Below are 24,523 nucleotides of genomic sequence, written 5' to 3'. Positions count from 1 at the left end.
TGAACGGAGACTTCCATGGTCAGTACCACGGTATCCCCGCCCTGGACGTACACCCTCCAACTCCCGCAGGATCCCCGCGCCCCCGGCGTGGCCCGTACGACCCTCCGCACCATCCTGCGCGTCCACGGCATGTGCGAACTCACCGAGATCGCCGAACTGTTGGCGAGTGAACTGGTCACCAACGCCTACCTGCACTCCTCGGGGCCGTACTCCCTGCGCCTGCGCGACGCCGGGCGCAGTCGTATCCGGCTGAGCGTCTGGGACACCAACCCGCACATCCCCGCCCCGTTCCGATGGACCGCCGAGGCCCCGGCGGAGCTCGCCGAACGAGGGCGGGGGCTCTATCTCGTCACCCTCTACGCGGAGAGCTGGGGTGCGTATCCCATGCGCGGCGGGCTGCCGGGGCAGGGCGGGAAGCTGCTCTGGGTGGAGTGCGCGGCCAAGGGGGAGGATTACCACGTCGGCCTCGGCAGGGTTCTATGAGCGAGTCGCCTCGTAGTCGGGAAGTGCGGCCGGGGTGGTCCGGGTTGCCGGGCGCATGGCCAGGACAAGTACGGCCAGCCCGGCGAAGACGACCGCGGCGATGACGCCCGTGACGTGCAGGCCGGCGGTGAACGCCTCCCGCGCGGTGTGCAGCAGTTCGGCGCCCTGGCCGGCGGGAAGGTGCCGGCCGGCGGCGACCGCGTCGGCCAGTGAGTCGGACGTGCCGTCCATCCGGCTGCGGTAGATCACCGCGGCCACCACGCCGAGCAGCGCGAGGCCGAGCGAGCCGCCGAAGTAGTTGCCGGTCTCCGACATCGACGCCGCCGAGCCGGCGCGCTCCGGCGGTACGGACCCGACGATCAGACCGGTGCCCAGCGCGAACAGCGGGCCGGTGCCCAGCGCCAGTACGGTGATGCCGGTCATCACCATCGGCAGGGCGTTCGCACCGTCGGCGCCGACCAGCAGCAGGCTGCCCAGCGCCGACCCCACCAGCCCGCCGGCGATCGCGGTCGTCTGCTTCATTCGCCGGGCCAGCGTCGGCGCGGCCATGGTGCCGACCGCCACGCCCAGGCCCATGGGCGCGAACAGCACCGCCGACGCGGCCGGCGAGAAGCCCAGCACGCTCTGGAGGAACTGGGTTACCAGCAGGCCCGTACCGGCCATGGCGGCGCCGGCCAGGCCCAGCGCGACGAATACGGCCGTGAACGGGCGGTTGCGGAACAGCCGCAGGTCCAGCAGAGGCGTCTTCAGGCGCAGTTGTCGGCGTACGAAAAGCAATCCGATGGCCGCGCCGACGGCGAGGGCCACCGCCGGCACGACCGGCACGCGCTCGACGGTCAACTGCTTGATGCCGTAGACCATCAGAAGGACCGCCGCGAGCGACAGCCCGACGCCGGCCAGGTCCAGCCGGCCGGCCTGGTCGCTGCGGAACTCCGGCAGCAGGAACGGCCCGGCGAGCAGCAGCAACGCCATCGCCGGCACGGCGACCAGGAACACCGATCCCCACCAGAAGTACTGGAGCAGGAATCCGGCGAGTACGGGTCCGAGCGCGCCGCCGGTGAACTGGCAGGTCGCCCAGATCGCGATGGCCTTCCCGCGCTGTCGTTCGTCGCGGAACATGTTGGTGATCAGGGCAAGTGTGGAGGGCGCCAGGGTCGCGCCGGCGACGCCCAGCAACGCACGCGCGACGATCAGCGTCAGCGGGCTGACCGCGAAGGCGGCCACGACCGACAGCACCGCGAACGCCGCTCCGCCGATCATCAGCAGCCGTCGGCGGCCGATCCGGTCGCCGAGCGTACCCATCGTGATGACCAGGCCGGCCACCATGAGTCCGTAGCTGTCACTGATCCACAGCTGCTGGATGTTGGTGGCACCCAGGTCGGCGCTGAGCCGTGGGAGGGCGAGGAGCAATGCTGTCATGTCCATCGCGACGAGCAAGGTCGGCAGCATGAGGACGACCAGTCCCAGCCATGCCCGGTTGACTCGCATATCCGAAACTCCCTGTTCTCTCGACGTTTCGCCGGTTGGTCGGAGTGGTCGAGAGCTTCTTGACATCGGTACGGACGGAAATCTCTCGCGTCTGCCACGGCGGGGCGTCACCAGAAGTGAGGTCCTCGCGGTCCGGGCGATGCGACGGCGAAAAACTCATGCGAGCGTTCGGGCGGGCATGTCAAGACGGCGGCGGCGGCTCCGACCAACCGGTCGAAGGGCCCCGCCGGGGCGCGCGAACCACGAGGAGTACGAGATGAAGTTCCTGATCAGCATGCATATCAACCCGGCCGTGATGGACGCGCTGAGCGACGAGGAGAAGGTGGCCATCGGCGCCGGCCACGGCACGTTCATCGAGGCGCTGAAGAAGTCCGGCGAGCTGATCACCACGCAGGCGCTGGTCGACCCGTCGCAGGCCGCCGTGGTGTCCGTGCGCAACGGCCAGCCGGTGGTGACCGACGGACCTTTCCTGGAGTCCAAGGAGTACCTGGGCGGCTTCTACCTCATCGACTGCGAGAACAAGGAGCGGGCGATCGAGCTGGCATCGCAGATCCCGGACGCCGCGGTCGACGGTCTGGGTATCGAGGTGCGACAGGTGATGTTCGCTGACGGACAATTGGAGGCATGACGGCACCACCCATCGAGGACCTGCTGCGTGAGCTCACGCAGCAGGTCCTCGACACGTTGGCACGTCGGCACGGCCAGTTCGAAGGGTGTGAGGACGCCGTACAGGAGGCAGTCCTCGCCGCCACCGTGCAGTGGCCGGCCGAGGGAGTGCCGAACAACCCGCGCGGCTGGCTGGTGACCGTCGCGTCCCGGCGGCTCATCGACCAGATGCGCAGTGACCACGCGCGCCGCGAGCGGGAGGCGGCAACGGCCACCGAGGTGATGGCCGAGGATGTACCGGACACCGACGACACGCTCGTCCTGCTGTTCCTGTGCTGCCATCCGACGCTGACCGCGGCCTCCCAGACCGCCCTGACGCTGCGGACGGTCGGCGGCCTGACCACCGCCGAGATCGCCCGCGCGTTCCTGGTGCCGGAGGCCACGATGGCGGCCAGGATCAGCCGGGCCAAGCAGCGCATCAAGGCCACCGGCAGCTCGTTCAGCCTGCCGGACGGCGCGGAGCGCGAGGAGCGGCTACGAGTCGTCCTGCACGTGCTCTACCTGATCTTCAACGAGGGCTACACCGCGTCCTCGGGCAGCGAGTTGCACCGCGCCGACCTCGCGCACGAGGCGATCCGGCTGGCCAGGATGGTGCACGCGCAGCTGCCCGAGGACGGCGAGGTGACCGGGCTGCTCGCGCTGATGCTGCTGACCCACGCCCGCCAGGAGGCACGTACGACGGCGGCCGGCGACCTGGTGCCGCTGGACGAGCAGGACCGTACGAAGTGGGACCGCGGGCTGATCGACGAGGGCATCGAGCTGGTCAAGGCGTCGCTGGCCCCTCCGGCGCTGGGGCCTTACCAGCTGCAGGCCGCCATCGCCGCCACGCACGCCGACGCGGCCACGGCCGGGGAGACCAACTGGCCGCAGGTGCACGCCCTTTACCTGATCCTGGAACGGATCGCACCCAACCCGATGGTCACCCTCAACCGGGCGATCGCGCTCGCCGAGACAGAGGGCCCAGTGGCCGGGCTGGCCCTGCTGGCCACATTGGACAGTGACGAGCGGATGGTCGGGCATCACCGGCTGCTGTCCGTACGGGCGCATCTGCTGGAGAAGACCAGCGACACGGCCGGGGCGTACGAGCACTACCGGCGCGCCGCGAAGTCCACCGCCAGCATCGCCGAGCGGCGCTACCTGGAGTCCCGGGCCGGCCGGTTGGGGACATAGATCCGGCCGGGTGGGGACATGGATTCTGCCCCAATCCCTGGGGCACCCGCCGCATCCGCCCGGCCGCGCCGTCTCAGGAGGCCGGCGCCGATGTCCGTGGCGCTCGATCCCTCGGCTGCCGTACCACCGGGGTCCGACCGCTGTTCGAGGGGTCGTCCTGGAGGCGGAACCACGGATCGACGGGGCCGAGGCCGGACGGGTGGACCTGTTCCACGCTGTCGTCCGCGTGCGTGGTGGGCGAGGTTCCGCAAATGAGGAAGGACAGCGTGGACAGGGCTGCGGTGGCGGTGCGCAGGAGCACGCGGGAGTTCCCGGACGTGTGCGTAAATCGGCTCATAACATGTCAGAAAAATATAGGCATGCGGTAGTTCTGGGATTGCCCACCGTGACGCGCTCAAAGCCGCCTGAATGCCGTACTGCTCAGGTGGTCCAGATAGTCCATGACAGCCCGGCCGTCGTCGGCCGGCGTGATCAGCCCCACGTGGTTGTCCGGGCGGACCAGGACGAGGGTGTCGGCGCCCGTTTCGATGCCGTACGCCGAGCGGGCGTGGCCTGCGTCGTCGGTCAGGCCGTGCCGTGCTTCCGCGTCCACCCCGTACGCCCGCACCGCGTCGCCGTACGCCGTTTCCGTCGCCCGCAACGCGTCCGCCGTGGCCGGGCCGAAGCCCAGCAGGGTGAAGTGCGGTCCGGCGAACGCCTCGAACAGCCGGGTCGGTGCGCCCGTCTCGGCATCGCGGCAGGGGGCGTCCGGGGCGCGGTCGCCCGCTCGCAGGCGGGCGGTGGAGCCTGCGGGGGAAAGTGAGCTCCAGCGGTAGCCCAGGCCGAGGCCCGTGGTCTCCCCGGTGACCGCCGAGTCCAGTCCGCCGCCCGGCTGCCTGATCGCATCGAGCGTGACCCGCAGACGCTCGGAGCTGATGTCCAGCACCCAGGAGGCCACGGGCAGCCGCTCCTCCTCGTACGTGTCCAGCAGGCCGGGATCGGCCTGGCCGGTGACGACCCGGGCGAGCTTCCAGCCCAGGTTGAACGCGTCCTGGATCCCGGTGTTCATGCCCAGTCCGCCCGCGATGGAGTGCACATGCGCGGCGTCCCCGGCCAGCAGTACGCGACCCACCCGGTAGCGGTCGGCCATGCGCTCGTTGACCCGGTACGTGGACAGCAGGGTGGCCTGCGTCAGGCGGGCGCCCGGCAGTCCGGTGTGCTTGGCGAAGAGCCGCCGGAAGCTCTCCAGCGAGGGCGGTACGGGGGCTCCCGCCCGGTCCCGCTCCGGCCCCGCCTGGAACCACCAGCCCGACCGCGTACCCGGGATCGGGCACAGCATCACGGCGCCGTCCTCGTCGAACCACTGGTGCCAGTAGCCGCGGTCGGGGCCGTCCGCCTCCACGTCCCCGCAGACCATCATCTGCTCCTCGGCCGTCTTCCCCTCGAAGCGGACGCCGAGCAGCCCCCGCACCGGGCTGTGGCCGCCGTCGCAGCCCACCACGTACCGCGCCCCGATGCTCCGGCCGTCTGCGAGCCCGACGGTCACGGAGTCGGAGCCCACCGTCAACCGATCGACTTCCGAGCCGAGTTCGACGTGTACGCCGTGCTCCGCCAGGCGGTGCCGCAGGATCTCCTCCAGCCGCCACTGGGCGATCAGCCACCCCCGGTCGTACGGGGTGTCCGGCGTCGGGTGTGATGCCCCGAACGGGTCGGTGTCGGCGATCGGCAGGCCGTTGCGGTACTTGCGCATGGGCAGTGGCGCCGAGCCCGCGGCCAGGACCCTGTCCACGACGCCGAGGTCCTCCAGGACCTCCAGGGAGCGGGGGTTGGGGCCCTTGGCCCGGGAACTGCGCGGAAATTCAGGGGATTTGTCGATGATCCGTACGTCGATGGAGCGCCTGGCCAGATCGCAGGCCAGGGTCAGGCCGGTCGGACCCGAGCCGACGATCAGTACGTGGGTGGTGGGCGTGGATGCAGGCATTCAGGCTCCTCGGTTGCGGTTCCGTGGACCTCCAGAGAAGCGTAACCAAGTTAAAAAAGCAACTCGGTAACTAAAATTGCGTGTCCGCGGCCTCGCGCCATCGCGATCTCGCCCGGCGGTGTACGGGATCGCGCCGGCGGGTACGGATGGCTCGCCCGGAGCCACCCTGGCGGCCTATCGGGCGGCGCTCGTCGTCCCGGTGGTGATGGTGGCGGCGGGGGCGGTGGTCACTTCGCTGGGGTTGCGGCGGAGGAGGGCGAAGGGGAATTCCCGGCCGTCGGTGTCTGCTGCGCCGCCAGCTGCACCGCACGAGTCTGCGCCCGCGCCCTCGTCCGCCGAACCGTCCGGAACGCGTCCCATGTCAGCAGGGTGAGCGCCAGCCACACCAGGGCGAACCCGGCCCACCGCTCCGGCGGCATCTCCTCGTGGAAGTACAGGATGCCGAGGATGAACTGGAAGACCGGCGCCAGATACTGCAGCAGGCCCAGCGTGGAGAGCGGTACGCGGATGGCCGCCGCCCCGAAAAGAACGAGCGGCGCGGCCGTGACGACACCCGTCGCGGCCAGCAGCGCCGAATGGCCGAAGCCCTCGGAGGCGAACGTGGCATCGCCCTGCGCGCCCAGCCACAGCAGATAGCCGAGCGCGGGCACGAACAGTACGGCGATCTCGGCGGTGAGCGACTCCAGGCCGCCCATGTTGACCTTCTTCTTCACCAGGCCGTATATCGCGAAGGAGAACGCCAGCGTCAACGAGATCCACGGCGGCCGTCCGTAACCGATCGCCAGCACGAGCACCGCCGCGACACCGGTGCCGACCGCCACCCACTGCGCGGGGCGCAGCCGTTCACCGAGGAGCAGAACGCCCATGGCGATGGTGACCAGCGGATTGATGAAGTAGCCGAGCGAGGCCTCGACGACATGGCCGTTGTTCACGGACCAGATGTACAGACCCCAGTTGACCGTGATCACGGCCGCGGCGACCGATATCAGGCCGAGCTTCTTCGGCTGCCGTATCAGCTCACCGATCCAGGACCAGCGGCGCAGCACCAGCAGTGCGATGGTGACGACCCCGAGGGACCAGACCATGCGGTGGGCGAGGATCTCGATCGCGCCGGCGGGCTTCAGCAGCGGCCAGAACAGCGGGACGAGGCCCCACAGGCCGTAGGCGCCGATACCGGACAGCAGTCCGGCCCGTTGTTCATTTGTTCCCTTCACGGGCCCTCCCAGCACGTCTGTGTCAACTGCTCCGCCGACTGCACGACGGTAGCGCCGGGAGGGCCCCATGTCATAGCCGTATCGCCATACGGTCATGACATGGGGCCCGTGAGGTGCGGGGGAGCGGAGTTGCGTCGCGTCCGCCGTCTCGGTGACGGGGCGGAGTTACGCCGCGGCCACCGCCGCGGCCACCGTCTCGGCGAGCGGCGTCGTCGGCCGGCCGATCAGCCGGGCCAGGTCACCGCTCGTACCGGCGAGCAGTCCGCGCTCGATCGCGGCGTCGACGTCGACGAGGATCGCCGCGAAACCCTCGGGCAGACCGGCGCCGACCAGGATCTCCTGGTGCACGGCGGCCGGGACGTTCTTGTGCGCGATCTCCTTGCCGGTGGCCTTGGCGACCTCCGCCGCGTAGTCCGCGAACGACCAGGCGACATCGCCGCTCAGCTCGTAGACCGCGCCGATGTGACCCTCACCGGTCAGCACGGCGGCTGCCGCGGCGGCGTAGTCGGAGCGGGTGGCGGAGGCGACCCGTCCGTCGCCCGCGTTGGCGACGACGGCGCCGTGCTCCAGGACGGGGGCGAGGTTGGCGGTGTAGTTCTCGGTGTACCAGCCGTTGCGCAGGAAGGTGTGCGGCAGCCCGGAATCGAGGATCAGTTGCTCGGTGACCTTGTGCTCGTCGGCCAGCTTGAAGTCGGCGTCGGGGCCGCCCAGCACGCCGGTGTACGCGAGCTGTGCGACGCCCGCCGCCTTGGCCGCGTCGATGACGGCGGCGTGCTGCGGTACGCGCTTGCCGACCTCGCTGCCGGAGATGAGCAGGACGCGGTCACCGGCCCGGAAGGCGTCCTTGAGGGACTCGGGACGGTCGTAGTCGGCGACGCGGAGTTCGACGCCGCGGGCGGCGATCGGGGCGGCCTTCTCCTCGTTGCGGATGACGGCGACGATCTCGTTCGCGGGCACGACGGTGAGCAGCTGGTCGATGACGAGACGGCCGAGTTCTCCGGTGGCTCCGGTGACAACGATGCTCATGGGGGGTTTCTCCTCTTTGGGGGGCGCTGGTCCTTGTTTGGGCTCGCGGACTCACTGTACGAGGTGCACTAACCAATCGAAAGTACCCACTTTGAAGTAAGGTACTGGCATGAGCGTGAGTGACCTGAGCGGGAAGCCCGATGTGAACCGGCAGATGTGTCCCTCCCGGCTGGTGCTCGAACATGTCACCAGCCGCTGGGGCGTCCTGGTCCTCGCCGCCCTGCTGGAGCGCTCGTACCGCTTCAGCGAACTGCGCCGCGAGGTCGGCGGCGTCAGCGAGAAGATGCTGGCCCAGACCCTCCAGACGTTGGAGCGCGACGGCTTCGTGCACCGGGACGCGAAGCCGGTGATCCCGCCGCGGGTGGACTATTCGCTCACCGGGCTGGGCCGGGAGGCCGCCGAGCAGGTGTGGGCGCTGGCCCGCTGGACGGAGCGGCGCCTGGACGCCGTGCACGCGGCTCGCGAGACGTACGACAGGCAGAAGGCGCAGAGCCGGTCCGGCTGATTCGGTCCGGCTGATTCAGTTTGGCTGATTCAGTCCGGCTGGGGCGCGCGCCCCTCCTCCAGCGTCCGCAGCGCCCGCGAGACATCGAACGGCAGGATCGTCACCGCCACATGCGGAAGCTGCGCCAGTGTCTTCGCCATCTGCTCGCCCGTGCCCCGGTGCAGCAGCTTCCCGAGGGCGTTGCTGTACGTCCGCCGGGGCACCAGCACCGTCAGCCAGGTCTCCCCGTCCTCCGTGGTGCGGGACGCGAGCTCCTTCATCGCATGGCGCAGCCGCCGGTCCGGACACTCCACCAGCTCCAGGGACACGGATGTGGCGGCCGTCGCCTCCCACCGGGCGGCCAGCCGCCTGCCGTACGCCTCGTCGATCGCGAAGTGCACCGCCCGGATCTCGTCCGGGCGCAGCTCATGGGCGTACCGCAGAGCCTTCAGTGTCGCCAGGTCGAGCGTCTCGACGAGGACGAAGACCAGATGGCGGCGGAACCGCGCCCGGTCGGCGCCCGGGGCCTGGATGCTCTGCAGCACGGCGGCCTCGCGCCGGTACTCGCGGTTGATCCTCATCAGCGCCCACACCCCGAGCGGAAACACCACCACGACCAGCCAGGCGCCCTCGGTGAACTTGGTGACGGCGAAGATCAGCACCACGGCGGCCGAGATGACCGCCGCGGTCCCATTGACCGCGATCTTGAGCCTGCGGTGCGGTTCCCGGCGCCGCAGGTGGTACGCGGTGAGGCCGGCCCCGGCCATGGTGAAGGCGGTGAACACGCCGATCGCGTACAGCGCCACCAGTCTGTCCACGCTGGCGCCGGTCACCAGCAGCAGCGCCAGGGAGACGACGGCCAGCGCGATGATGCCGTTGGAGAAGGCCAGCCGGTGCCCGCGCCGGGTCAGCACCCTCGGCAGGAACCGGTCCTCGGCGACGAAACTCGCGAGGTACGGGAAGCCGGTGAACGGGGTGTTGGCGCCGGTGTAGAGGATCAGCGCGGTCGCCAGCTGTACGAAGACCAGCCCGACCGTACCGAGCGGCCCGCCGCCGAACGCGAGATGGGCCTCCTGCGCGATGACGGTCGGTGTGCCGTCCGTGTACGGGACGGCATGGGTGAAGTGCGCCAGCGTGGAGACACCGAGCACGAGGATGCCGAGCACCGTGCTCATGGCGAGGAGGGTGCGGCGGGCGTTGCGGCCCTGGGGTTCACGGAACGTGGAGATGCCGTTGGAGATCGCTTCGAGCCCGGTGAGGGACGAGCCGCCGTTGGCGAACGAGCGCAGCACGATGAAGAGCGAGGCGCCGTAGAGCCAGCCGTCGCCCGGGGTGCCGACCGGGACGACTCCGGCGGTGTGCAGATCGGCGCGCGGCAGCTCCCCTGTGAGCCCGCGCACCGCCGCGACGAGAAGCACGAGGCCGACGGCGGCCATGAAGAGATAGGCGGGCAGCGCGAAGGCCCGGCCCGCCTCGCGGACCCCGCGCAGATTCCCGTATGCGAGCAGCACGATGACGGCGACGGAGACCGGGAGCTGGAGATGGTCCAGCCCGGTGAAGTTGTTGCCGGCCAGATGGGCGAGCGAGATCAGGGCGTTGGTACCGGCCGAGACCTGCACGGCGACGGTGACGATGTAGTCGACGAGCAGTGCCACGGCGGCGATCTGCGCGATGTTGGGCCCGAAGTTCTCCCGGGCGACGACGTACGACCCGCCCGCCCGGGTGTAGATCATCACGACATCGCTGTAGCAGAGCGTGAGAAGCAGCAGTACGAGCAGGATCGCGCCGGTCACCGGCATGAGCAGGGTGAACGCGGCGGCGCCGACGACGGGTACGAGGACCCGGAGCATCTCCTCGGAGCCGTACGCGGACGAACTGATGCAGTCGGAGGCGAGCACCCCGAGCGCCGTCCGGTTGTTCAGCTTCTCCTCGCTGATGCGCTCGGTGGTGAGCGCTCTGCCGAGCAGACGCCGCTTGATGCGGTACGCGGGGCGGTCCGGGGTCATGGCCACATGGTGCGCGGTGGCCGGTCGCACCCCTGACCGCAATCGCCGGACGGGCCGAAATTCAGCCCGTCCGGCGATGGGAAGCACCCCTGAGGGTGCCGTCGGCCGATGTACCCCTGGGGGTGTCCGCCGGACAGGCCCTAGCCGACGACCGTCCAGTTGTCGTTGCCCGCGAGCAGTGCGGCCAGGTCGCCCTTGCCGTCTGACTCGACGGCGGTGTCGAGCTGTTCGGCCATCTGCGTGTCGTAGACCGGCCGGTCGACGCTGCGCAGTACCCCGATGGGGGTCTGGTGCAGGGTGTCGGGGTCGGCGAGCCGGGACAGCGCGAAGGCCGTGGTGGGGCTGGCGGCGTGGGCGTCGTGGACGAGGATCTGCGACCGGTTCTCCTCGGTGACCGCGACGACCTTGAGGTCACCCGTGGCCGGGTCGCGCACGACACCCTTGTCGCTGTCCGCGCCGAAGAGGATCGGCTGCCCGTGCTCCAGACGGATGACCGCGTTCTGCGCCTGGTCCTTGTCCTTGAGGACTTCGAAGGCGCCGTCGTTGAAGATGTTGCAGTTCTGGTAGATCTCCACCAGCGCCGTGCCCGGGTGGTCGGCCGCCGCGCGCAGCACGCTCGTGAGGTGCTTGCGGTCGGAGTCGATCGTACGGGCGACGAAGGACGCCTCCGCGCCGATGGCCAGGGACACCGGGTTGAAGGGGGCGTCGAGCGAGCCCATCGGTGTCGACTTGGTGATCTTGCCGACCTCGGAGGTGGGGGAGTACTGCCCCTTGGTGAGCCCATAGATCCGGTTGTTGAAGAGCAGGATCTTCAGGTTCACATTGCGGCGCAGCGCGTGGATGAGGTGGTTGCCGCCGATGGACAGCGCGTCGCCGTCGCCCGTGACGACCCAGACGGACAGGTCGCGGCGGGAGGAGGCGAGACCGGTGGCGATGGCCGGTGCGCGGCCGTGGATCGAGTGCATCCCGTAGGTGTTCATGTAGTACGGGAAGCGGGAGCTGCAGCCGATGCCGGAGACGAAGACGACGTTCTCCCTCGCCAGCCCGAGCTCGGGCATGAAGCCCTGCACGGCGGCGAGGACCGCGTAGTCACCGCAGCCGGGGCACCAGCGCACTTCCTGGTCGGACTTGAAGTCCTTCATGGACTGCTTGGCCTCGGCCTTCGGCACCAGCTGCAGGAGTTCATTGGTGTCAGGCATCGATGGCCTCCTTGAGAGCCGTCGCAAGCTGCTCGGCCTTGAACGGCATACCGTTGACCTGGTTGTAACTGCGCGCGTCCACCAGGTACTTGGCCCGGATGAGCGTGGCCAGCTGGCCGAGGTTCATCTCCGGCACCACCACCTTCTCGTAACGCTTCAGCGCCTCGCCGAGATTCCTCGGGAAGGGGTTGAGGTTGCGCAGATGGGCCTGGGCGATGGGCTGTCCGGCGGCGCGCAGCCGGCGGACGGCGGCGGTGATGGGGCCATAGGTGGAACCCCAGCCGAGGACGAGCGTCCGCGCCTCGCCCGGATCGTCGACTTCGAGGTCGGGGACCTCGATGCCGTCGACCTTGGCCTGACGGGTGCGGACCATGAAGTCGTGGTTCGCGGGGTCGTACGAGATGTTGCCGCTGCCGTCCTGCTTCTCGATGCCGCCGATGCGGTGTTCGAGACCGGGGGTGCCGGGGACGGCCCAGGGGCGGGCCAGGGTCTGCGGGTCGCGCTTGTACGGCCAGAAGACCTCGGTGCCGTCGGCCAGTTCATGGTTTGTACCGGTGGCGAACTGGACGCGCAGGTCGGGGAGTTCATCGATATCGGGGATTTTCCACGGCTCGGAGCCGTTGGCGAGATAGCCGTCCGAGAGCAGGAATACCGGGGTGCGGTACGTCAGCGCGATCCGTGCGGCGTCGAGCGCGGCGTCGAAGCAGTCCGCCGGGGTCTTCGGGGCCACGATCGGGACCGGGGCCTCGCCGTTGCGCCCGTACATCGCCTGGAGCAGGTCGGCCTGCTCGGTCTTGGTGGGCAGACCGGTGGACGGGCCGCCGCGCTGGATGTCGATGACGATCAGTGGCAGTTCGAGGGAGACGGCGAGCCCGATGGTCTCCGACTTCAGGGCCACCCCGGGCCCGGACGTCGTCGTCACCGCAAGCGATCCGCCGAACGCGGCGCCCAGCGCGGCACCGATGCCCGCGATCTCGTCCTCGGCCTGGAAGGTGCGTACACCGAAGTTCTTGTGCTTGCTGAGCTCGTGCAGGATGTCGGAGGCCGGGGTGATCGGGTACGAGCCCAGGTAGAGCGGTAGATCCGCCTGCCGGCCCGCGGCGATCAGCCCGTAGGACAGCGCCAGGTTCCCGGAGATGTTGCGGTACGTACCCGGCGGGAAGGCCTGCGAGGCGGGTGCCACCTCGTAGCTGACCGCGAAGTCCTCCGTCGTCTCCCCGAAGTTCCACCCGGCGCGGAACGCGGTCACGTTCGCCTCGGCGATCTGCGGCTTCTTCGCGAACTTGGCGCGAAGGAACGCCTCGGTTCCCTCGGTCGGCCGGTGGTACATCCAGGAGAGAAGCCCGAGCGCGAACATGTTCTTCGAGCGCTCGGCCTCCTTGCGGGAGAGCCCGAACTCCTTCAGCGCCTCGATCGTGAGGGTGGTCAGCGGCACCGGGTGGACGTTGTACGCCTCCAGCGAGCCGTCTTCCAGGGGACTGGTCTCGTAGCCGACCTTCGCCATCGGGCGCTTGGTGAACTCGTCGGTGTTGACGATGATTTCGGCGCCGCGCGGCACATCGCCGATGTTGGCCTTGAGTGCGGCCGGGTTCATCGCGACCAGGACGTTCGGCGCGTCGCCCGGCGTCAGGATGTCGTGGTCGGCGAAATGCAGCTGGAACGACGAAACCCCCGGCAGGGTGCCTGCGGGGGCGCGGATCTCGGCGGGGAAATTCGGCAGCGTGGAGAGATCGTTCCCGAAGGATGCGGTCTCCGAGGTGAACCGGTCACCGGTGAGCTGCATACCGTCTCCGGAGTCACCCGCGAAGCGGATGATCACCCGGTCCAGGCGGCGGATTTCCTTCTCGCCGGCGCCCGTGTGATCGGGACGGGGGGCACGCGGTCCCCCGACGAGCGCCTCGCTGGCCTCATCGGCCTGTTCGGCTGGGCTACTGACCTGGCTGGTCACTGAACTGGACCTCCCTCGGGGCGGCGGCTCGGGACCGGCCGGCCCGCCGGCGGTCCCAAGGCCCACCCTACGTCGGTAAGGGTCGCCTTCCCTGGACCGATCATATGGTGGACCTCGTTTTGAGACGCGATTTGATACCGGTTTGTCATGTTTCGCAAGCCCCTCGGCCGTTCGGTGAAGACGCCGTGCACTCATTCTTTGGTTCTAGGACCCCGATCGGCCCCTGTCCGGGGCGCGGGTCACCGCGAGGGCCGCGTCCGGCCCCCGCGGTGACCTTCGCCAGGTATCTGACAGAGTGTCAGCTCATCAGGAGTTCAGGTAGGTCAGCACCGCCAGCACCCGGCGGTGATCCCCGTCACTGGGGGACAGGCCCAGCTTCAGGAAGATATTGCTGACGTGCTTCTCCACGGCCCCGTCGCTCACCACCAGCTGCCTGGCCACCGCGGAGTTCGTCCGACCCTCCGCCATCAGGCCGAGCACCTCGCGCTCGCGCGGCGTCAGCCCGGCCAGGACGTCCTGTTTACGGCTTCGCCCCAGCAGCTGCGCCACGACTTCCGGGTCCAGTGCCGTCCCGCCCTGCGCCACCCGGACCACCGCGTCCACGAACTCCCGGACCTCGGCGACCCGGTCCTTCAGCAGATACCCCACACCTCGGCTGGATCCGGCCAGCAGCTCGGTCGCGTACTGCTCCTCGACGTACTGCGAAAGGACCAGTACCCCGATCCCGGGATAGTCCTTGCGCAGTCGCACCGCCGCCCGTACACCCTCGTCGGTGTGGGTGGGCGGCATCCGCACATCGGCGACCACCACATCGGGCAGCGCGTCCTGTCCGGCGAGGTCGCGCACCGTCTTGATCAGCGCCTCGGCGTCCCCCACCCCGGCGACGACGTCATGCCCGAGATCGGTCAGCAGCCGGGTGAGCCCCTCCCGAAGCAGTACCGAATCCTCGGCGATGACTACTCGCACCCTGTCCTCCACCATGACGCTGTATCCCCCACTGCTCGCTGGTCCCGCCTGCATGACGTCCAGCATCCCAGTATCGGCAGTGCCGTGTCCTCGGCCGCCGGGCCGGCTTGAAAGCAAGCCGGCCCGGCGGCCGAGGACGAGGGGAGGGGAGCAGTGGGGGTGGGGGGTTCCTGTCACGGCTCCGTGCGTGCGCGCGGGTGTGTTCAGCCGCGCCACGGCAGCTCGGCCGTGATCCGAGTCGGGCCGCCCTGCGGGGAATCCACGACGAGTACGCCGTCCACCGCGTCCAGCCGCTCGGTCAGCCCGGCCAGCCCGCTGCCCGAGGACACATCGGCGCCGCCGCGCCCGTTGTCCGTGACCTGGAGCATCAGCCGGTCCGCCGTCCGCCACACATCGACCGATGCGCGGGTCGCGTTTGAATGCTTGCTCACGTTCTGCAACAGCTCGGAGACCGTGAAGTAGGCGATTCCCTCGATCGCCTGGGCGGGCCTGGACGCCAGGTCCACCTCGACCGTCACGGGCACGGTGCAGCGGGAGGCGATGGCGGAGAGTGCGGCGTCGAGGCCCCGGTCGGTGAGGACGGCGGGGTGGATGCCGCGGGCGAGGTCGCGGAGTTCCTGGAGGGCGATCTTCACCTCTCCGTGGGCCTCGTCGACCATGCGGGCGGCGGCCTCGGGGTCGTCCGTCAGCTTCTCCTTCGCCAGGCCCAGATCCATGGCGAGGGCGACGAGGCGGGCCTGTGCCCCGTCGTGCAGGTCCCGTTCGATGCGGCGCAGGTCGGCGGCGGCCGTGTCGACGACCACCCCGCGGTCCGACTCCAGCTCAAAGACGCGTGTCGCCAGCCGGGACGGCCCGAGCAGCCCGGCCACCATCATCCCGTCCACACCCGCCAGACCACGGATGATCCACGGCGTGACGAGCACGAGTATCAGGCCGCACACGCTGGTCGCAGCCAGCTCGAAGGGGGAGTCGAGATAGATCTGATGGGTGCTGTCGCCGTACAGCTGAATGCCGTCGATCCCCATGTACGTCGGGTAGACCCAGCGCCACAGCGGGTAGGTGAGGGTGGCCCACCCGCACGCCCAGAGCGTCAGCGAAACAGTGAAGGCGAAGATCGCCCACGGGAAGTGCAGCAGCGCGTAGAGCAGATGCCGCCAGGACACCCCGCTCTTGAGGACCGCGCCCACCCAGGGCATCAGGCCGCCGGCCCTGCCGCGCACCGGCGCCGGGTCCGCCACGTCCAGCTTCAGCAGCCCGCGCGCCCGGGCCCGCTCCATCGCGCCGAAACCGCGGCACATGGCCAGCGCGCCGGCCAGGATCGGAACCCCGAGGAAGGTGATCAGCATGCCGATGCCCAGCGTCGTCAGCGTGATCGAGAGGCTGAACAGGACCACGCTGATCGGCAGGCTCAGCAGCAGATAGCCGAACTCGCGCCAGGTCCTGCCCTCGAAAGGCGCGCGCAGCGCGGCCGGGAAGAAGTGCTTCACCGGGGGATGGTCCCCGAAACCGGCTCCGGACCGCTGGTGGTCCCGAGTGTCCGGTCCGTATGCCGTGGCCATGGGTGCAGTCCGTTTCTTCTCATGAAGCCGGTTCCTCCGGTTGGTTTCGGGGTTCCGGCCGGTACAACAAGGGTGCTGGGTCGCGGGTCGGCGCACCATGAGGGCGGTATCCCTCTTCGACCGGGGGTTTTCCCCACCCTGCCAGGGGGGGCTCAGGGGGCTGGGCCCAGGCGTGCCGGCCTTCTGGGGCGCTGGGTTTCTAGGTGCGCTTGGCCGCCCCCGTACGGTTCGGCTCCCGCTCCCGGTCCCGCCAGGGCAGCTCCGCGGTGACCGTCGTAGGACCGCCGGCCGGCGAGTCGAGGACGAACAGCCCATCGACGGCGCCCAGCCGTTCGGCCAGCCCGGCCATGCCCGTGCCGCCGTCCATCCGGGCCCCGCCCTGCCCGTCGTCGGTGACCTGGATCAGCAGCCGGTCCGCCGACCGCCACACCTCGACGGACGCCGAACGTGCCGCGCTGTGCTTGCTCACGTTCTGCAACAGCTCGGAGACCGTGAAGTAGGCGATTCCCTCGATTGCCTCCGCGGGACGCGCCGGCAGATCCACCCCCACCGTCACGGGCACGGTGCAGCGGGAGGCGATGGCGGAGAGTGCGGCGTCGAGGCCCCGGTCGCTGAGGACGGCGGGGTGGATGCCGCGGGCGAGGTCGCGGAGTTCCTGGAGGGCGATCTTCACCTCTCCGTGGGCCTCGTCGACCATGCGGGCGGCGGCCTCGGGGTCGTCCGTCAGTCTCTCCTTCGCCAGACCGAGGCCCATGGCGAGGGCGACGAGGCGGGCCTGTGCCCCGTCGTGCAGGTCCCGTTCGATGCGGCGCAGGTCGGCGGCGGCCGTGTCGACGACCACCCCTCGGTCCGACTCCAGCTCGGCGATCCTGCGCTCCAACTCGTCGGAGGGCGAGAGCAGCCCGCGCACCATCGCCCGGTCGGCATTGGTGAGGAACCGCGCGATGTAGGGGAGCACCGGCCACAGCACGAAGAGGCTCACGAACGTCACGGCGAAGGTGAGTACACCCCAGGGCAGCCGTATGAAGGAATACAGCACGGCCCGCCAGCCCACCGGGTCCGTGAGGCTCGACCACAGCCAGGGGAAGAACCCCTGTTCCCGGCGGGACAGAATCATCGGGCTCGGTTCGTCGATCCGCACCCCGAGCATCGCCCGCGCCCGGCCCCGCTCGGCCTTCCCGAGCAGCCGCGCCCCGTGCAGTCCGGCGGCGAGCAGAGGCAGACCGATCACCGTGACCGCAAGCCCCACGCCGATACCGATCATGAACACTGTGTAAACAAACCCGGCGATGGTCATGGGGAGGTTGGCCAGGAGATGGGCGATCTCCTTCCACGTCCACCGGTCGAGGGCGAAGCGGGCGGGCGGTGGCCGGTCGTTGTCGGGCACCAGGGGGCTCATGGTCATACGCCCCAGCCTGCCGGGCGGGGCCTGCGCACGCCATGGGGCTCGTGGGTGGGGTGAAGTAGGGATAACCCCACCCGTTGTCCGATGCGACTGCTTACCCTCTCTTTAACAGGGCCTAGACTCCCGTGCGTACAGATCGTCGAACAGGTTTGAGGGAGCGAGGGGCGGACGTGGCGGACCTGCCGGAATCGACCGTTCTCGCGTCGGACTACTTCCACAGCTATTCAGTGGTCGGACTGCTCGCTGTGATCGGCGTGCTGTTCGTCGCCATCGCCTTCGGCGTCGGCCGACTGCTGCGCCCCGTGGTTCCCACGCCGGAGAAGCTCCTGACGTACGAGTGCGGCGTGGACCCGGTGGGTGAAGGATGGGCACATACCCAGGTCCGTTATTACGTGTATGCCTTCCTGTACGTGATCTTCGCCGTCGACTCGATCTTCCTGTTTCCGTGGGCGACCGTATTCGCCGCACCCGGATATGGGGCGACGACTCTGGTGGAAATGTTCATCTTCCTCGGTTTCCTGGCCGTAGGACTGCTCTACGCATGGAAGAAGGGCGTCCTCGAATGGACGTGACGAGCCCGCCGCCCCCCGAGCACCGGCCCGCAGTGCAGTCGGGACCGGAGCCGGCGCCCGAGGTGGGGTCCGAACCGCAGACCGTTCCGACGTTCCTGCCGGAGCCCAAGCGGCTCGGTGTCCTGTCGCGCCTGGCTCCCGAGCCGATGAAGGTGGTCCTGAACTGGGGCCGCCGCTACAGCCTCTGGGTCTTCAACTTCGGGCTCGCCTGCTGCGCCATCGAATTCATCGCCGCCTCCATGGCCCGGCACGACTTCATCCGGCTCGGTGTGATCCCGTTCGCCCCCGGCCCGCGTCAGGCCGACCTCATGATCGTTTCCGGCACGGTGACGGACAAGATGGCTCCGGCCGTGAAGCGGCTGTACGAGCAGATGCCCGAGCCCAAGTACGTCATCTCCTTCGGCGCCTGCTCCAACTGCGGCGGCCCGTACTGGGACTCGTACTCCGTGACGAAGGGCGTCGACCAGATCATCCCGGTCGATGTCTATGTCCCCGGCTGCCCGCCCCGGCCCGAGGCGCTCCTCCAGGGCATCCTCAAGCTGCAGGAGAAGATCGCCCGCGAGTCGCTGGGTGAGCGGTACGCGACGGGCGGCGGCAGCCGTCCTTCCACCGCCGCACTGCGCAGCGGCCTGGTCGCCGCCCCGCCGACACCGGGGGAGGGGCAGAAGTGACCGGCACCGAAAGTCATGACCGGGAAAGCTACGACCGGCTTCCGGACGCCGCCGCCGAGCTCTTCGGCGAGGACGCGACGGCCGAGTACGCCTACGACCTGCTGACCGTCGATGTACCGGCCTCCTCCTGGATCGCCGCTCTCGAAACGGCCCGCGACCGGCTGGGGTGCACCTATTTCGACTGGCTGAGCGCTGTCGACGAACCGGGCACCGGCTTCCGGGTCTGCGTCCATGTCGCCTCCCTGGCCGAGGGCAAGGTCCGTCGGCTCTTGATCCGTACGACCGTTCCGCACGAGGCGGCAGTCCTTCCCACCGCCATCGGCATCTACGCGGGCGCCGCCTGGCACGAGCGCGAGACACACGAGATGTTCGGCATCGGCTTCGAGGGCCACCCGCACCTGGTGCCGCTGCTGCTGCCCGAGGGCTTCGAGGGCCACCCGCTGCGCAAGGACTTCGTGCTGGCGGCACGCGTCGCGAAGGCCTGGCCCGGCGCGAAGGAGCCGGGCGAGTCGGAGCACGGCGGCCCGAAGCGGCGCACGATGCTGCCGCCCGGCGTCCCCGACCCGAACGAATGGGGTCCCCTCAAGGGCCAGCTCCCGCCCGCCCCGTCCCGCCCGGCCCGCACCCCGCGTGCGGCGGGCGACCGCCCGGTACGCCGTGCCCGCAGCGTGAGCGAGGGCTCCGTCGGCCAGCAGCCAAAGACGGCAGCACCGGCCACCGAGCCCGCACCTCCCGCCACCCCGCGCCGTACCCGCAGCGCGTCCCAGGGCTCGGCCAGCCAGCAGTGTGAGGCGGCGAAGCCGGGGACGGCCGGGGCCGAGGCACGGGAACAGGCAGGACCGAACGCGTCGGGGACGGGGACGGCGGAGCCGAACCCCGGAAGCAGCGACGCTCCCTGGCACCACGCCCGCCCGGCCTTCGACACGACCGGGGGCCCGGGGGCGGAGCCCCCGGTTCGGGAAGGGGCGGGCAGGGGAGAGGCCCCGCGCAGCGACACCCCCATTCCAGAGGCCCCGCCCACCCCCGACACCACGGACACCCCCGACCAGCCCGAGCCCCCGGCCCAGGACCTCACACCCGAGCCGGCCCCCGACCGCACCGCCGGAGGCGATACCGCGTGAACGACGCACTGGACGTCGCCCTCCGGCTCGTCATCGTTTTCGCCGTGTTCATGGTTCTCCCCCTCGTCGTGGGGCAGACCGAGCACAAGGTGATGGCCCATATGCAGGGCCGCCTCGGACCCATGTACGCGGGGGGCTTCCACGGCTGGGCCCAGCTCGTCGCGGACGGCGTGAAGTTCGCGCAGAAGGAAGACATCGTCCCGGCCGAGGCCGACCGCCGTATCTTTCAGCTCGCGCCGGCCGTCGCGCTGCTCCCGTACCTCCTCGTGCTCGTCGCCATCCCGATCGGCCCCAGCGAGGGCGCGGTCGGACAGATCGTCGACGCGGGCATCTTCTTCGTGCTCGCCGTGATGGGCGTCGGAGTGCTCGGCTCGCTGATGGCGGGCTGGGCCTCGGCCAACAAGTTCTCCCTCCTCGGGGGCCTTCGCACCGCCGCCCAGCTGCTTGCGTACGAGCTGCCGATGCTGCTCGCCGCCGCGTCCGTCGCGATGGCGGCAGGCACCGTCTCCCTCCCGGGCATCCTCAACGCCTTCGAGTGGTGGTGGCTGCCCTGGCAGATCGTCGGCGCCCTGGTCTTCTTCGTGGCCGGACTCGCCGAACTGCAGCGTCCGCCGTTCGACATGCCGGTCGCCGACTCGGAGATCATCTTCGGCGCATACACCGAATACACCGGCCTCCGTTTCGCACTGTTCCTGCTCGCCGAGTACGCGGGCATCGTCGTCCTGTGCGGACTGACCACCGTCCTCTTCCTCGGCGGCTGGCACGGCCCGTTCGGCGCCGACGGACTCGGCTGGGTCTGGACGCTCCTCAAGACCGCGGTCCTCGCTTTCGTCGTCATCTGGCTGCGCGTGAGCTACCCCCGGCTCCGGGAGGACCAGCTGCAGAAGCTCGCCTGGACCACCCTCATCCCGCTCGCTCTCGCGCAGATCGCGCTCACCGGCATCGTGAAGGTGGCGATCAACTGATGGCTCCATCGCTCCCGCCCTCGCGGCCCCGCATCCCCGGCTCAGGCCTGGCCAAGGGCCTGGCCGTCACGCTGCGGACGATGACGAAGAAGACGGTCACCGCGCAGTACCCGGACGTCCAGCCCGAGCTCCCGCCCCGCTCCCGCGGTGTCATCGCACTTTTCGAGGAGAACTGCACGGTCTGCATGCTCTGCGCCCGTGAGTGCCCGGACTGGTGCATCTACATCGACTCCCACAAGGAGACGGTGCCCGCTGCCATCCCGGGCGGGCGCGAGCGCAGCCGCAACGTCCTCGACCGCTTCGCGATCGACTTCTCGCTCTGTATGTACTGCGGCATCTGTATCGAGGTGTGTCCCTTCGACGCGCTGTTCTGGTCGCCGGAGTTCGAATACGCGGAGACGGACATCCTCGAACTCACCCATGAGCGCGACAAGCTCCGCGAATGGATGTGGACGGTGCCGGAACCGCCCGCGCTCGACCCGGGCGCCGAGGAGCCGAAGGAGATCGCCGCCGCCCGCAAGACGGCGGAGAAACTCGAAGCCCAGCGCGCCAAGGAGGCGCAGGAAGCCGAGCAGGCCGAAGAAGCCCAGCAGGCCCAGGAGACCCAGCAGGTCCAGAGGAAAGAAGAGGGGGAGGAGTGACACTCGCAGCCGCCGCGGCCCACTCCGCCCACTCCGGCTTTCTCTCCCCGACCGGCATCGAGATCGCTTTCGTGCTCGTCGGCATCGCCACCTTCGGCGCAGCCCTCGTCACGGTCACGACCAAGCAACTGGTGCATGCCGCCCTCTGGCTGGTCGTGGCGCTCGGCGGTCTCGCCGTCGAGTACCTCCTGCTCACCGCGGAGTTCATCGCCTGGGTGCAGGTACTGATCTACGTCGGTTCCGTGGTCGTCCTCCTTCTCTTCGGGCTGATGCTCACCAAGGCCCCCATCGGCCGCTCCCCGGACGCCGACTCGGGCAACCGCTGGGCGGCCCTCGGTGTGGCGGTCGCCGCCGGCGGCGCGCTCGTCTGGGTCGTCGTCGACGCCTTCCGCACCACCTGGATCGACCTGGACGGACCGGCCCAGGGCTCCACCGAGGTGACCGGCGCCTTCCTCTTCCGGCACTGGGTGCTGCCGTTCGAAGCACTCTCCGTCCTGCTGCTCGCCGCCCTCGTCGGCGCGATCGTCCTGTCTCGCAAGCGCAGTAAGGAGCAGAGCTGATGCACCTCGCCTATCCCGCCGTGCTCGCCGCCCTCCTCTTCTGCACCGGGCTGTACGGAGTGCTCGCCCGCCGCAACGCGATCCTGGTCCTGATGTCCGTCGAGCTGATGCTCAACGCCGTCAACCTCAACCTGGTCGCCTTCGACGTCTGGCTCCGCGACACCCTGCACTCCGGCCAGGCCCTCACCCTCTTCACCATCGCCATCGCGGCGGCGGAGATCGGCATCGGCCTGGCGATCGTCCTCGCCGTCCACCGCAACCGCGGCAGCTCGGACGTCGACCGCCTCCGCGACACCGCCGAGACCGACGCCGCCGAAACCCTCCCCGGCGATGCAGCCGACGAGACCCACGGCACCGAAGATCAGGCCACTGCTCCGGCAGGGAAGGCAAAGAAGGCAGAGGCCACCGCGTGACCACCACGACCCTCGCCGTCCTCGTCCCCCTTCTTCCGTTCCTGGGCGCCGCGGCCGGTCTCCTTCTCGGACGCACCGCCCCCGGATACGTACGCCCGCTCGCCGTACTGCCCACCCTCGCCGCCTTCGTGCTCGCCGTCGTCGTCGCCTCGGACCAGGGCGGTGGCCGGGCCATCGACGCTGCGACCCAACTCACCCCCACCGGCTCGGTCCCGATCGAACTCGCCCTGCACCTCGACGGCTTCGCGGTCCTCGTCGCCGTTTTGGTCGGGCTCGTCGCGACCTGTGTGCAGATCTACTCGACCGCCTATCTGCGCAACGACCCCCGCTACCCCTCGTACGCGGCTCTCGTCTCCCTCTTCACCGCCGCGATGCTGCTCGTCGTCTACTCCGGCGACCTGATGGTGCTCCTGGTCGGCTGGGAGATCATGGGCATCTGCTCGTACTTCCTCGTCGGCCACTACTGGGAGACGCCCGAAGCACGCGCCGCCTCCCTCAAGGCCTTCCTGGTAACCAAGCTCGGCGACGTCCCCTTCCTGATCGGTCTGTTCGCACTCGCCGCCGACACCGGCACGTTCCGCATCACCGGCATCCTGGGCGCCGTCGCGAACGGCGGCCTGGATCACCCCACCGTCGTCGCCCTGCTGCTCCTCGCGGGCGTCGCGGGCAAGTCCGCGCAGTTCCCCCTGCACACCTGGCTGCCCGACGCGATGGCCGGCCCCACCCCCGTCTCCGCGCTGATCCACGCCGCGACGATGGTCGCCGCCGGTATCTACTTCGTGGCCCGGCTCCTCCCCGTCTTCGCCCAGTCCGGCGCGGCCCTCGTCGTCCTCGCCGTGATGGCGGCGATCACGATGATCGGCTCGGGACTCGCCGCCCTCGCCCAGGACGACATCAAACGTGTCCTCGCCTACTCGACGATCGGCCAGCTCGGCTACATGGCGGGCGCCCTGGCCGTCGGTGACCGAGGTGCCGCCGTCTTCCACCTCCTCTCCCACGGTGCGTTCAAGGCCGTCCTCTTCCTCGCGGCGGGCGTCGTCATCCACGCCGCCGGGACCAACTCGCTGGCCGCCATGTCCCGTATGGGCGGCCTGACGAAGCGCATCCCGGACGCCTACTGGACGATGACCGTCGCCCTCCTCGCGCTCGCCGCCATTCCGCCGTTCGCCGGCTTCTTCTCCAAGGAAGCCGTCCTCGTCGCCGCCGAGCACACCGCACTCGGGGAGCGGCACGTCGCCCCGGCCGCCGCCGGCTGGACCGTCCTCGTCGCCGGACTGCTCGCCGCCGTCCTCACCGCCGCGTACGCCACCCGCCTCTGGCTCCTCGCCTTCCGGGGCCGCGGCGCCGAGGCCCCCGACCACGGCAGGCAGCCCGTCGCGATGACCGCCGTCCTCTGGGTGCTCGCCGTCCCCACCATCGCCTTCGGACTGACCGTCGGCGCGATCACCGACTGGTTCGACGGCCACAGCCTCACCCCGTCCGTGACCACTGCCGTCCTCTCCACGGGCGTCGGCCTCGTCGGCGGTCTCGTCACCTACGGCGCCTGGCGCCACACATCGGCACTCGCCGCCCGCACCCCCGTCGGCACCGTCGTCGCCCACCCCGACGCCGAACCCGCCCTCGTCGAGGCCCAGGCCATGTCGGCGCACACCGCTGCCTACGGCGCCGACGGGGACGCCCCCGACCCGGCCGACCCCGGCCGCCTGCTGCTCGGCCCGCTCCACCGCCACGCCGCCGCCGGCTTCCACCTCGACGCCCTGTACACGACCCTGTTCGTCCGCCCCGTCCAGGCCGCGGCGAGCCTCGTCCGCTTCCTGGACCGCGAGGTCGTCGACACCTACGTACGCGGTTCCGGCACCGGCGCACGCTGGCTCGGCACCGCCGTCCGCCGCGCCCAGACCGGCAATGTGCAGACCTACCTCAGCGCACTGCTCGCCGGTTCCCTGGTCCTGGCGATCGCCGCCGTGGTTTTTGCCAACGTCAACGCCGGGGCGTGAGCCGTGATC

23 protein-coding genes are annotated in these 24,523 nt (G+C 69.9%); 12 read left to right on the top strand and 11 right to left on the bottom strand.

Translation table 11 applies throughout. The features are described from left to right. The first annotated feature begins 15 nt into the window (after nt 1–15). Nucleotides 16–483 carry an ATP-binding protein gene (locus OG953_RS18060; protein WP_405685381.1) on the top strand — a complete coding sequence of 156 codons (468 nt, stop codon included), beginning with the start codon at nt 16–18 and terminating at the stop codon, nt 481–483. Here the strand turns inward: OG953_RS18060 and OG953_RS18055 are convergent. Beyond that, complete coding sequence (locus OG953_RS18055) at nt 478–1,971, bottom strand: MFS transporter (RefSeq protein WP_405685380.1); 1,494 nt, start codon at nt 1,969–1,971, stop codon at nt 478–480. The genes OG953_RS18060 and OG953_RS18055 overlap by 6 nt on opposite strands. A gap of 256 nt (nt 1,972–2,227) precedes the next feature. On the opposite strand from OG953_RS18055, the gene OG953_RS18050 reads away from it, so the two are divergent. Next, nucleotides 2,228–2,599 (top strand): YciI family protein, encoded by a 372-nt coding sequence (locus OG953_RS18050; protein WP_405685378.1) that lies wholly within the window; start codon nt 2,228–2,230, stop codon nt 2,597–2,599. Beyond that, entirely contained in the window at nt 2,596–3,807 is a 1,212-nt protein-coding gene (locus tag OG953_RS18045) for an RNA polymerase sigma factor (RefSeq protein ID WP_405685376.1), read from the top strand. Before OG953_RS18050 ends, OG953_RS18045 begins: the two co-directional genes overlap by 4 nt. 73 nt (nt 3,808–3,880) lie before the next feature. Here OG953_RS18045 and OG953_RS18040 read toward each other — a convergent pair whose 3' ends face one another. The 4 genes from OG953_RS18040 to OG953_RS18025 form a co-directional block, all read right to left on the bottom strand. Continuing rightward, nucleotides 3,881–4,108 (bottom strand): hypothetical protein, encoded by a 228-nt coding sequence (locus tag OG953_RS18040; RefSeq protein WP_405685375.1) that lies wholly within the window; start codon nt 4,106–4,108, stop codon nt 3,881–3,883. 93 nt (nt 4,109–4,201) lie between these two features. Then, nucleotides 4,202–5,767: an FAD-dependent monooxygenase gene (locus OG953_RS18035; RefSeq protein WP_405685373.1), complete on the bottom strand. Its 1,566-nt coding sequence runs from the start codon at nt 5,765–5,767 to the stop codon at nt 4,202–4,204. 227 nt (nt 5,768–5,994) lie between these two features. Beyond that, complete coding sequence (rarD, locus tag OG953_RS18030; protein WP_405685371.1) at nt 5,995–6,981, bottom strand: EamA family transporter RarD; 987 nt, start codon at nt 6,979–6,981, stop codon at nt 5,995–5,997. A gap of 165 nt (nt 6,982–7,146) precedes the next feature. After that, nucleotides 7,147–8,007 carry an SDR family oxidoreductase gene (locus tag OG953_RS18025; protein WP_405685370.1) on the bottom strand — a complete coding sequence of 287 codons (861 nt, stop codon included), beginning with the start codon at nt 8,005–8,007 and terminating at the stop codon, nt 7,147–7,149. 109 nt (nt 8,008–8,116) lie between these two features. Between OG953_RS18025 and OG953_RS18020 the strand changes: the two genes are divergently transcribed. Next, the gene (locus OG953_RS18020) at nt 8,117–8,512 is read left to right on the top strand and encodes a winged helix-turn-helix transcriptional regulator (protein ID WP_405685368.1); all 396 of its coding nucleotides are present in this window, start codon (nt 8,117–8,119) and stop codon (nt 8,510–8,512) included. 29 nt (nt 8,513–8,541) lie between these two features. Here the strand turns inward: OG953_RS18020 and OG953_RS18015 are convergent, their stop codons facing one another. From OG953_RS18015 to OG953_RS17990, 6 genes are all read right to left on the bottom strand, one after another. Beyond that, nucleotides 8,542–10,497: an APC family permease gene (locus OG953_RS18015; protein WP_405685366.1), complete on the bottom strand. Its 1,956-nt coding sequence runs from the start codon at nt 10,495–10,497 to the stop codon at nt 8,542–8,544. A 140-nt stretch (nt 10,498–10,637) separates the two neighbouring features. Beyond that, nucleotides 10,638–11,696 (bottom strand): 2-oxoacid:ferredoxin oxidoreductase subunit beta, encoded by a 1,059-nt coding sequence (locus OG953_RS18010; RefSeq protein ID WP_405685364.1) that lies wholly within the window; start codon nt 11,694–11,696, stop codon nt 10,638–10,640. Next, nucleotides 11,689–13,644, bottom strand: a complete 1,956-nt coding sequence (locus tag OG953_RS18005) for a 2-oxoacid:acceptor oxidoreductase subunit alpha (protein ID WP_405685362.1) — start codon at nt 13,642–13,644, stop codon at nt 11,689–11,691. The genes OG953_RS18010 and OG953_RS18005 overlap by 8 nt, the downstream gene beginning before the upstream one ends. A gap of 306 nt (nt 13,645–13,950) precedes the next feature. Beyond that, nucleotides 13,951–14,625, bottom strand: a complete 675-nt coding sequence (locus OG953_RS18000) for a LuxR C-terminal-related transcriptional regulator (RefSeq protein ID WP_393692463.1) — start codon at nt 14,623–14,625, stop codon at nt 13,951–13,953. Between the two features lie 188 nt (nt 14,626–14,813). Then, the gene (locus OG953_RS17995; RefSeq protein WP_405685361.1) at nt 14,814–16,169 is read right to left on the bottom strand and encodes a sensor histidine kinase; all 1,356 of its coding nucleotides are present in this window, start codon (nt 16,167–16,169) and stop codon (nt 14,814–14,816) included. A gap of 199 nt (nt 16,170–16,368) precedes the next feature. Next, nucleotides 16,369–17,574 carry a sensor histidine kinase gene (locus tag OG953_RS17990; RefSeq protein WP_405685360.1) on the bottom strand — a complete coding sequence of 402 codons (1,206 nt, stop codon included), beginning with the start codon at nt 17,572–17,574 and terminating at the stop codon, nt 16,369–16,371. A 170-nt stretch (nt 17,575–17,744) separates the two neighbouring features. Between OG953_RS17990 and OG953_RS17985 the strand changes: the two genes are divergently transcribed. From OG953_RS17985 to OG953_RS17950, 8 genes are read left to right on the top strand one after another with little or no spacing between them, the layout of a single operon-like run. Next, a complete protein-coding gene (locus OG953_RS17985; RefSeq protein ID WP_405685359.1) occupies nt 17,745–18,146 on the top strand; it encodes an NADH-quinone oxidoreductase subunit A in 402 nt (133 codons plus the stop codon). Continuing rightward, nucleotides 18,137–18,817: an NADH-quinone oxidoreductase subunit B gene (locus OG953_RS17980; protein ID WP_405685357.1), complete on the top strand. Its 681-nt coding sequence runs from the start codon at nt 18,137–18,139 to the stop codon at nt 18,815–18,817. Before OG953_RS17985 ends, OG953_RS17980 begins: the two co-directional genes overlap by 10 nt. Beyond that, entirely contained in the window at nt 18,814–19,938 is a 1,125-nt protein-coding gene (locus OG953_RS17975) for an NADH-quinone oxidoreductase subunit C (protein ID WP_405685355.1), read from the top strand. Before OG953_RS17980 ends, OG953_RS17975 begins: the two co-directional genes overlap by 4 nt. After that, nucleotides 19,935–20,903: an NADH-quinone oxidoreductase subunit H gene (locus OG953_RS17970; RefSeq protein WP_405685354.1), complete on the top strand. Its 969-nt coding sequence runs from the start codon at nt 19,935–19,937 to the stop codon at nt 20,901–20,903. The genes OG953_RS17975 and OG953_RS17970 overlap by 4 nt, the downstream gene beginning before the upstream one ends. Beyond that, on the top strand, nt 20,903–21,544 hold the full coding sequence (locus OG953_RS17965) for a NuoI/complex I 23 kDa subunit family protein (RefSeq protein WP_405685352.1): 642 nt from the start codon (nt 20,903–20,905) through the stop codon (nt 21,542–21,544). Before OG953_RS17970 ends, OG953_RS17965 begins: the two co-directional genes overlap by 1 nt. Continuing rightward, nucleotides 21,541–22,104, top strand: coding sequence for an NADH-quinone oxidoreductase subunit J (locus OG953_RS17960; RefSeq protein WP_405685351.1), 564 nt, complete (start codon nt 21,541–21,543; stop codon nt 22,102–22,104). The genes OG953_RS17965 and OG953_RS17960 overlap by 4 nt, the downstream gene beginning before the upstream one ends. Then, entirely contained in the window at nt 22,104–22,517 is a 414-nt protein-coding gene (nuoK, locus tag OG953_RS17955) for an NADH-quinone oxidoreductase subunit NuoK (RefSeq protein ID WP_405685350.1), read from the top strand. Before OG953_RS17960 ends, nuoK begins: the two co-directional genes overlap by 1 nt. Further along, the gene (locus tag OG953_RS17950; RefSeq protein ID WP_405685349.1) at nt 22,514–24,514 is read left to right on the top strand and encodes an NADH-quinone oxidoreductase subunit L; all 2,001 of its coding nucleotides are present in this window, start codon (nt 22,514–22,516) and stop codon (nt 24,512–24,514) included. Before nuoK ends, OG953_RS17950 begins: the two co-directional genes overlap by 4 nt. Nucleotides 24,515–24,523: the final 9 nt, after the last annotated feature.

It is taken from the genome of Streptomyces sp. NBC_00057 (assembly GCF_045041165.1).
Lineage (GTDB): Bacteria > Actinomycetota > Actinomycetes > Streptomycetales > Streptomycetaceae > Streptomyces.
This window is presented reverse-complemented; position numbering and strand designations above follow the sequence as displayed.